The 8,296-nt window shown below is 45.2% G+C and carries 8 protein-coding genes; 4 read left to right on the forward strand and 4 right to left on the reverse strand.

Features of this window, described 5'->3' with window-relative positions:
* The coding region (gene groL, locus ACQY6Q_RS04045) for a chaperonin GroEL (protein WP_427978171.1) at nucleotides 1–1,172 on the reverse strand (1,172 nt) is incomplete at its 3' end.
* A 51-nt stretch (nucleotides 1,173–1,223) separates the two neighbouring features.
* Complete coding sequence (locus ACQY6Q_RS04050) at nucleotides 1,224–1,514, reverse strand: co-chaperone GroES (protein WP_427978173.1); 291 nt, start codon at nucleotides 1,512–1,514, stop codon at nucleotides 1,224–1,226.
* Nucleotides 1,515–1,846: 332 nt separating this feature from the next.
* On the opposite strand from ACQY6Q_RS04050, the gene ACQY6Q_RS04055 reads away from it, so the two are divergent.
* Nucleotides 1,847–2,029 (forward strand): hypothetical protein, encoded by a 183-nt coding sequence (locus ACQY6Q_RS04055; protein ID WP_427978175.1) that lies wholly within the window; start codon nucleotides 1,847–1,849, stop codon nucleotides 2,027–2,029.
* A gap of 46 nt (nucleotides 2,030–2,075) precedes the next feature.
* On the opposite strand, the gene ACQY6Q_RS04060 is transcribed toward ACQY6Q_RS04055, so the two are convergent.
* On the reverse strand, nucleotides 2,076–2,579 hold the full coding sequence (locus tag ACQY6Q_RS04060) for an FxsA family protein (protein ID WP_427978178.1): 504 nt from the start codon (nucleotides 2,577–2,579) through the stop codon (nucleotides 2,076–2,078).
* A gap of 157 nt (nucleotides 2,580–2,736) precedes the next feature.
* Here ACQY6Q_RS04060 and cutA point away from each other — a divergent pair, with 157 nt between their 5' ends.
* Together cutA and ACQY6Q_RS04070 are read left to right on the forward strand one after the other, a co-directional pair.
* Nucleotides 2,737–3,057 (forward strand): divalent-cation tolerance protein CutA, encoded by a 321-nt coding sequence (gene cutA, locus ACQY6Q_RS04065; protein ID WP_427978181.1) that lies wholly within the window; start codon nucleotides 2,737–2,739, stop codon nucleotides 3,055–3,057.
* On the forward strand, nucleotides 3,033–4,814 hold the full coding sequence (locus ACQY6Q_RS04070) for a protein-disulfide reductase DsbD (RefSeq protein ID WP_427978183.1): 1,782 nt from the start codon (nucleotides 3,033–3,035) through the stop codon (nucleotides 4,812–4,814). The genes cutA and ACQY6Q_RS04070 overlap by 25 nt, the downstream gene beginning before the upstream one ends.
* A 48-nt stretch (nucleotides 4,815–4,862) precedes the next feature.
* Here the strand turns inward: ACQY6Q_RS04070 and ACQY6Q_RS04075 are convergent, their stop codons facing one another.
* A complete protein-coding gene (locus ACQY6Q_RS04075) occupies nucleotides 4,863–6,893 on the reverse strand; it encodes a methyl-accepting chemotaxis protein (RefSeq protein ID WP_427978185.1) in 2,031 nt (676 codons plus the stop codon).
* A gap of 310 nt (nucleotides 6,894–7,203) precedes the next feature.
* On the opposite strand from ACQY6Q_RS04075, the gene ACQY6Q_RS04080 reads away from it, so the two are divergent.
* Nucleotides 7,204–8,100 carry a LysR substrate-binding domain-containing protein gene (locus tag ACQY6Q_RS04080; protein ID WP_427978187.1) on the forward strand — a complete coding sequence of 299 codons (897 nt, stop codon included), beginning with the start codon at nucleotides 7,204–7,206 and terminating at the stop codon, nucleotides 8,098–8,100.
* Nucleotides 8,101–8,296: the final 196 nt, after the last annotated feature.

Here is an 8,296-nt window from a genome sequence, read left to right on the forward strand (position 1 = left end):
TCTTTCATTTCAACTTCAGTAGCAGCACCTACTTTAATTACCGCTACACCGCCAGCTAATTTGGCCACGCGTTCTTGAAGTTTTTCTTTGTCATAATCAGAAGAAGTTTCTTCGATTTGTTGACGGATTTGGCTAACACGACCTTGAATCGCCGCTTCTTCGCCTACGCCATCAATAATGGTGGTATTGTCTTTAGAGATAACCACACGCTTAGCGCTGCCTAAATCTTCTAAGGTGGCTTTTTCAAGCTCTAAACCTACTTCTTCAGAAATAACAGTACCGCTGGTCAAAATAGCAATATCTTGCAGCATCGCTTTACGACGATCACCAAAACCAGGCGCTTTAACCGCAGACACTTTAACAATACCACGCATGTTGTTTACTACTAATGTTGCTAGGGCTTCGCCTTCAACATCTTCAGCAATAATCAATAGCGGCTTACCTGCTTTAGCTAGGGCTTCTAGCAAAGGTAGCAGTTCGCGAATGTTAGAGATTTTTTTGTCAGCCAACAGGATGAAAGGGTTGTCTAATTCAACCGTGCCATTCTCTTGGTTATTGATGAAGTAAGGAGATAGGTAACCGCGGTCAAACTGCATACCTTCAACAACGTCAAGCTCGTCAGTTAGCGCTTGGCCTTCCTCAACGGTAATAACGCCTTCTTTACCTACTTTTTCCATTGCTTCAGCGATGATGTTACCCACGGTGACATCGGCATTCGCAGAAATAGTGCCTACTTGAGCAATCGCTTTAGTATCAGCACAAGGTACAGACAAACCTTTTAGTTCTTCTACCGCGGCAACAACAGCTTTATCAATACCACGTTTAAGATCCATTGGGTTCATGCCCGCAGCAACCGCTTTTAGGCCTTCATTTACAATAGCTTGAGCAAGTACAGTCGCAGTAGTAGTACCGTCACCAGCAGCGTCGTTGGCTTGAGAAGCAACTTCTTTCACCATTTGAGCGCCCATGTTTTCAAACTTGTCTTCAAGTTCGATCTCTTTCGCTACAGAAACACCATCTTTAGTGATGGTTGGAGCACCAAATGATTTGTCTAATACAACGTTACGACCTTTAGGGCCTAAAGTTACTTTAACTGCATCTGCTAATACGTTTACACCCGCAAGCATTTTGCTGCGTGAGTCATTTCCAAATAATACGTCTTTTGCTGCCATGATTTATTTCCTAAATTTGTTCAGCTTTTTCTTAACGAGAAAAAAGGGAGATTATTCTACAATTGCGAGAATGTCTGACTCAGACATAATCAGTACTTCTTCGCCGTCTACTTTTTCAGTTTTAACACCGTAACCTTCATTAAATACAACAGTGTCACCAACTTTTACGTCTAAGGCTCGGACTTCACCGTTGTCAAGCAGACGACCTTTACCTACGGCAAGTACTTCGCCACGAGTCGATTTTTCAGCAGCAGAGCCAGTTAGCACAATGCCACCAGCAGATTTGCTTTCTTGGTCTTTACGTTTGATGATAACGCGGTCATGCAACGGACGGATGTTCATTGCTATCTCTCCTTAAATAAAACAATCATGTTTTGTCTGAAAAAATGCAGCCAAGGGCTACAAAGCTTTAATGTTGAAATTAAGATGGGGGCGTTAAATCTGCACACAAGGGCTAAATGACATTTTTTTTCGGATTTTTGTCTCAAAAATTTAACTAGCGTCAAGTTGAAAACATTTTCAGTAGCAAATTTTACAAAAAACACTTGAAACGCGACAAAATTTTGAGCAGGATCACAAACACTGGTCGTACTAGATGAAGATAGCAACAAGCTTGCAACATATAAGCAACAAGAAGCTACGCCAGTCTAGCGTTACAGTGGGAGAACTAAATCATGCAACAAATTTATATTGCATTTGAGCGTTTGAGCGGTCTTTTAAGTAAAGAAAAAACCGTCTACCTACCTTTCCATGGCAGTGTAGAAGAAGCAGAGGCACACCTTCATTCTGAAGAGTTTGATCTTTTCTTATCAACCACCTTGGGGTCTAACCCTCGTGTGGTGACTAACAAGCACTAAGCTCGTATACCAAGAAAAAAAAGAAGGGCGAAACGCCCTTCTTTTTTTAATCATCTTTTCTTTCAAACTCACCTTCAATGGTTTTACCCGACTGAGTATCATCATCATGTTTAGGCGGATTGGCGTCTTTTACTTGCCCTTGGCCGCGTGTTTGAAAACGCACCGATTGCATTTTTAAGGCTTGTGACTTAAGCACCTTGGTAGCAAGTAAGGCTCGTAATGGGGGGAGTAAAATCAGCAAACCAAAAAAGTCGGTAATAAAGCCCGGCATTACCAGCATGGCTCCCGCTATCACCAACATTAATCCTTCAATCATTTGCTGAGCTGGCGTCTCTCCTCGCTCCATTGCCGAGCGAGCGTCAAAGGCCGTTTGCAAGCCCTGACTACGCACCAAAGATGCACCAACTAACGCAGTCAGAATAGTAAGCGCTATCGCACTCAGTGCGCCAACTTGACTGCCCACTTGGATCAACACGTAGATCTCGGCATATGACAAGCCAGCAAACAACAAAAATACATATAAAAACAAGGCGTAGTTCCTCTTGGTCATGAAGAAGCAACTGTGCAGCTTCTTGCCTAAGCCTAAAAGATGGGGACACAGGGTGCAAATTTAAAGGTCTTAGTCAATATAGGGTTAAACCTTCAGATTAGCAGTTTTAGCCAGGCTTTCTACACTAAAAACAAAGCCGCAGTGTAAGGAGATGCTCATGCAAAACGCCTGTTACCTAGTACTCACTACTTTTAGTGACTTGGATTCCGCTCAGCAATTTGCAGAACAACTAGTCGTTAAAAAACTTGCTGCCTGTGTTAATATTTTGCCGCAACTCCGGTCTATTTATTGTTGGCAAGGAAAAATAGAGTCTTGCAAGGAAGTACAGCTGCAAATTAAAACCAATTTGCGCAATTTACATGCTTTACAATGTTATTTTAAGCAACAGCATCCGTACGATTGCCCTGAATTTATCGCACTACCAATTGAACAAGGAGCGAGTGACTACCTGAAATGGCTAAACGATTCTTTACAGTAGTATTTGCGCTCGGTTGGAGCCTGTCGGTATTTGCAAACAACCTATTGGAGCAATTGCCTGGACTAAATAACAACCAACCCAGTAGCAATGCGGAGCAATTCTTACCCGTCGATCAGGCTTTCGAATTCAACTTTATTGAGCAAGACGGTGCTTTGCATTTAAGCTGGAGAGTGGCCGCCAATTACTATTTGTATCAAGCGCAAATGCAGCTACTCCTTGATGGTCAAGCGCTCGAACTCACGCAATACTTACCGCAAGGTATTAACTACAACGACCCTTATTTTGGCGAAGTGCAAATCTATCCGCAGGATGTGTCATTTAGTGTGCCGCTACAACAACTCGCTCAAGCCAGTGACATTCAGGTCAGCTACCAAGGTTGCGCCAAGGCAGGTTTGTGTTACCCGCCTCAGCAAAAGCCCGTCTACCTTAGCACAACAGCAGAACCAGCCGTTGCCGCAGCAGAACCGCAAACACTATCACCCCAGCAGCAATCCATCCCTAGCAGCCAGCAATGGGTGTTAGCTGAACGGCTGACCAATAATCAACTGTGGCTAAACACACTGTTATTTTTTGTATTGGGACTTGGCTTGGCCTTTACCCCTTGCGTATTTCCTATGTACCCGATACTCACAGGCATCATAGTTGGCGCAGGCCAGCAACTTAGCGGCAAACGCGCTTTCACCCTCTCGCTAGCCTATGCACAAGGTATGGCTGTTACGTTTAGCGCCTTGGGTTTGGTTGTGGCCAGCGCCGGTTTACAATTTCAGGCAGCCTTGCAACATCCGCTGATTTTGGGGGGCTTAGCGCTATTGTTTGTAGTGTTAGCACTGTCGATGTTTGGCTTATATAACCTGCAGCTACCTAGTAGCCTACAACAGAAGCTCAATAATTTAAGTAATAGCCAACAATCGGGCTCAGTTTCTGGCGCGGCCATTATGGGCATGATTTCGGGCTTAGTTGCCTCGCCCTGCACCGCAGCCCCATTATCAGGGGTACTTATTTATGTTGCGCAAAGTGGCGACCTAGCACTAGGCGGCCTCACCTTGTATAGCCTAAGCCTTGGCATGGGGCTGCCCTTGTTAATTCTAGGAGCCAGTGGAGGCAAGCTTCTGCCCAAAGCAGGCGTATGGATGGGCCATATAAAAAGCTTTTTCGGGGTAATGTTATTAGCCGTCGCCATAGTAATGTTAGAGCGTTTCTTAGCCGAGTCGTTGATTCGCCTGCTTTGGCTAGCATTAGTACTAGGCAGCTGCGGCTACTACTATCATCAAAACCGCCTCAGCCAATTAACCGCATGGCAAACGGCACGCCAGTTGCTACTGTTAGCCATAATGAGCGTGAGCTTGGCTTGGGCCGCGCTACCTTGGTTAAATCCACAGGCGAAGCAAGCCCAAGGCGAGTTTATTCAAGTCGCCAATCTGGAACAAATGCAGCAGCAGTTAGCACTAGCTTCGGCCCAAGGAAAGCCAGCTTTGGTCGACTTTTACGCAGATTGGTGCACTGCTTGTAAAGCCTTTGAAAAAGAAACCTTTCAAGCACCTGAAGTAGCCGCTAAGTTACAACAAATGGTACTGATTCAAGCCGATGTCACCCAGACAAACGCTACCGCAATTAAGTTGCTCAGCCACTATCAGGTATTAGGCTTGCCCACCTTATTGCTATTTAATCCGCAAGGCGAGGAACTACAGCAAGCGCGAATTACTGGCTTTATGAATGCTGAAGCTTTCAACGCTCATTTACTGCTTAACGGTTTATAACAGCAACAACGCCACCCTAGGGTGGCGTTGTACGGTTTAACCAAGGCTTTAGCCAAATTTAAAGCCGTTAACCAAGTTAACCTGCTCTTGAGCCACCGACTCTAAGTCATCACTTAATCGGTTGAGCTCGGTCACCACCGCTAAGTTATTCTGCGCCGCAGTAGATATGGTCTCCATACTGCAAGAAACATCTTCACTGGTGGTCTGCTGTTGACTGGTTGCCACGCTGATCTCTTCATTCAATAAAGACAAGCGCTCGATGTGCTGGTTAATTTCAACAATTTGCTGGTTAATCGCGCGCACATTTTCTGCGTTCAACTGCATGCTATGGTTACACTGCTCAATCTCATTCACTGCCAGTTCGGTGTCTTGTTGCAAGCCACCAATCATATTTTGAATTTCTGTGGTGGATGATGCTGTACGCTGAGCCAACTGGCGAACTTCGTCCGCTACTACCGCAAAACCACGTCCCTGCTCACCGGCTCGCGCCGCTTCAATGGCTGCATTTAAAGCCAGCAAGTTAGTTTGCTGAGTAATGCCGTCAATCACTTCTAATATGCTAAAGATCGCCTTGCTACTTTCACTCACACTTTTCACTCGCTCGGTAGAGCTGGCAATGTTGGCGGAAAGACTTTGGTTATTCGCCAAGGCTTGTTCAGCTAGCTGCACACCATCTTGAGTACTATTACTAATTTCACGCATGCCCTGAGCCGCCGATTCGGCGCGACGAGCCACATCTTGAATCGCCTGTTCCATCTCGGTCATCGCAGCCGATACCGTAATACATTGACTACGCTGTTCGTCCAACTGCTTCATAATGTCTTTACCGTGCTGGCGATTAACCGACGAGGCCTGCCCCAAGGTTTCGCTCTTATTACGCAACATAGTCACAGTATCGCGTTGCTGGGCAATAACTTGATTAAGTTGTTTGCTCAACATGCCAAATTCGTTACCACTTTGATATTGGCAAGGTTGGCTTAAATCGCCTTCAGCCAAACGTTTAAGTGTAATGATAAGCTGTTTCAATGGTGCCTTAATCAAACGTTGAATGCTCAAGCCCATCACGAAACAAAAAATTATGCTTAGAGGAATCACCACTGCGCCGCTGCTGATCATCGTCAAAATGCTAGCCGAGGCTTGGGAAATTTGCTGCCCCGTGGACTGCTGACTCTCTTGGGTCAGTTGATTCAGGTTATTATTCACGGTTTGCAATTGCTCGGTAATCGCTTCCTTCACCGCCATTAATTGCTGCAAAGTTGTTAAATAACGCTGATATTCCCCCAATAAACCCCCATCACTGGTGACTTCATTAACTAACCATGGAACCTGAGCCACCAACTCATGCTCGCCCTTATTGCTATTTTTGCCTCCCACTAATTCCTTAGCTTGAGCAAACTCACTAAAGTCTTCATTTACATACTCTTTCATTTCGCGATTACTCTTAATCACGTCGGCGACTTGATTGGGATCGCTAGAATTAAGTACGTTAATCGTGGCAACCTGCATAGTCGATAAATCGTTACCCACTGCCTCTAACATTAGTCGAAGCACGCTAGGGTCGTCTTCATCAAATAGCTGCCCCAACAACAAGTTAATTCGCAAAGAAATACCTTGAAAGCTTGCAGTACGCTCGGCTAAAACCTTATCGCTTTCTAAAACCAGTTGATGCAGATCTAAAAGCTTTTCTGCATCCTTAAATAACAACTGGTTTTGTTGCTGAACTAGCGAAAAACGCTCGCTTTCTACACCATTATTGCTTAACCAGGTGGCCATTCCGGCTTCGGTTTGTTGATATTCCTGTACTCGTTGCTGATAACTGGCAAGCCAAGTTTCAACTCGCTGCAAATCGCGCTCTTGAATCGCATTATTGAGTACTCGCTCCACCGCGGTTAAACTGCGCGATAACTGGCTGGCGTGCTCCATTAAAGGAAAAGCTTGCTCGGTCACATCGGCCATAGTGGCTTCGGCTTTCTGCATTTGCTTCCACGCCACTAACCCCATCACCAGCAATACCAAACATAGCAAGGAAAATGTGCCGAATATCAATTGAGTAATAGATAATTTTTTATATGAAAGCATTGCTATTTCGCCTTAAGTCCATCTTGATTAAACCTTGTGTAAGCGTTTTCATCATAGCGGCACAGCAAATTGGCAAAAGATTACTTTTTTTTGTTTTACCATTACCAAAATTCACTTTCGAGAGCTAAGCGAAACTTATCAAAAACGGATGAATCAAGATGAAGAAATATCGACATTTGGCCACGAGAAAACGTTATAAATGCCCATTAAGCAAATTTAAATCATACACTTATCAATAGCGAAGATATTCAAACTATACAGCGCGCTCACAGCCAAGTAAGCTAAGCACAGGCCTACACACGAGCACATTATGCAACTGGGAAAAATCAACCTAAATCTACTCAGCGCCCTCTACTATTTATTGCAGGAGCAAAACGTTACTCGGGCCGCTGAAAAAATGCATTTAAGCCAATCAGCCATGAGCAAACACCTAGCCAAATTACGCCAAGTATTCGGTGACCCCTTATTAGTGCGCGTACAAGGCAACTTGCAAGCCACCCCTAAAGGTTTAGAGCTGAAAGCCCAAGTAGCCCCACTATTAGATGCTGTGGAAAGCCTGTTACATCAACAAAGTTTTGAACCCAGCCTTTGTCAGCGCACCTTTACCATCGCCACTTCCGACTATGTGAGTGAACACCTACTCCCCAAGGTGATTGGCGACATTTACCAACAAGCACCTCAACTAAACATTGAGCTATGCAACTGGGATCACACCACTTATCGATTGCTGCATAGTGGCGAAGTGGATTTAGGCATGACCTTGCCTCCCAAAGACAGTACCGAGCTACATGCCAGCGCTTTAGGCACCGACAAACTGGTGTGTTTGATGCACCAGCAACACCCGTATTTAAGCTGCAGCCAGGCGAGTGCCATAGACTATTGTCGCTATCCCCACGCCATTGTCACAACAGGGGCAGATAAAAACTCACAGATAGACCACTACCTACACAGCCAAGGTTTACAGCGTCAGATCCAATTTAAATCCTCGTCCTATCACGCCACCATTCAAGTGCTGTGTGAAACACGCTTTATTCTGACCTTGCCAAAGAAGATTGCTCAGTTATTGGTGCAGCAACGACCCTTAGCCATTGTTAAACTGCCCTTTAATAGCGAAGCCTTTGAATATTCGCTAATTTGGCACCATCGTAATCATCACGACCCGGCCCACAGTTGGTTTAGGCAACAAATTCATCAAGCGATGGCCTAAGCTTATTTTGGCTCGTTGGCAGCTTGGCCCAAAATCACTTAAGCTAGAGCTAAACCCGCTCCTCCTTGGGCAACAGTAATGACAGACAATCAACAACACTCTCGCGCTTGTCCAGATTGTGGTGTGACTTTTAGCTGCAGCGCCAACCGGCAATGTTGGTGTATGGAGATGCCCGCGGTGTTGCCTCTGGACTCTA

It is taken from the genome of Agarivorans sp., assembly GCF_050295395.1.
Lineage (GTDB): Bacteria > Pseudomonadota > Gammaproteobacteria > Enterobacterales > Celerinatantimonadaceae > Agarivorans.

Excerpts from the sequence above, each read along its gene's own strand:
- ACQY6Q_RS04050 (WP_427978173.1), bottom strand. The coding sequence starts at position 1,514 with ATGAACATCCGTCCGTTGCATGACCGCGTTATCATCAAACGTAAAGAC.
- ACQY6Q_RS04055 (WP_427978175.1), top strand. The coding sequence starts at position 1,847 with ATGCAACAAATTTATATTGCATTTGAGCGTTTGAGCGGTCTTTTAAGT.
- ACQY6Q_RS04060 (WP_427978178.1), bottom strand. The coding sequence starts at position 2,579 with ATGACCAAGAGGAACTACGCCTTGTTTTTATATGTATTTTTGTTGTTT.
- cutA (WP_427978181.1), top strand. The coding sequence starts at position 2,737 with ATGCAAAACGCCTGTTACCTAGTACTCACTACTTTTAGTGACTTGGAT.
- ACQY6Q_RS04070 (WP_427978183.1), top strand. The coding sequence starts at position 3,033 with ATGGCTAAACGATTCTTTACAGTAGTATTTGCGCTCGGTTGGAGCCTG.
- ACQY6Q_RS04075 (WP_427978185.1), bottom strand. The coding sequence starts at position 6,893 with ATGCTTTCATATAAAAAATTATCTATTACTCAATTGATATTCGGCACA.
- ACQY6Q_RS04080 (WP_427978187.1), top strand. The coding sequence starts at position 7,204 with ATGCAACTGGGAAAAATCAACCTAAATCTACTCAGCGCCCTCTACTAT.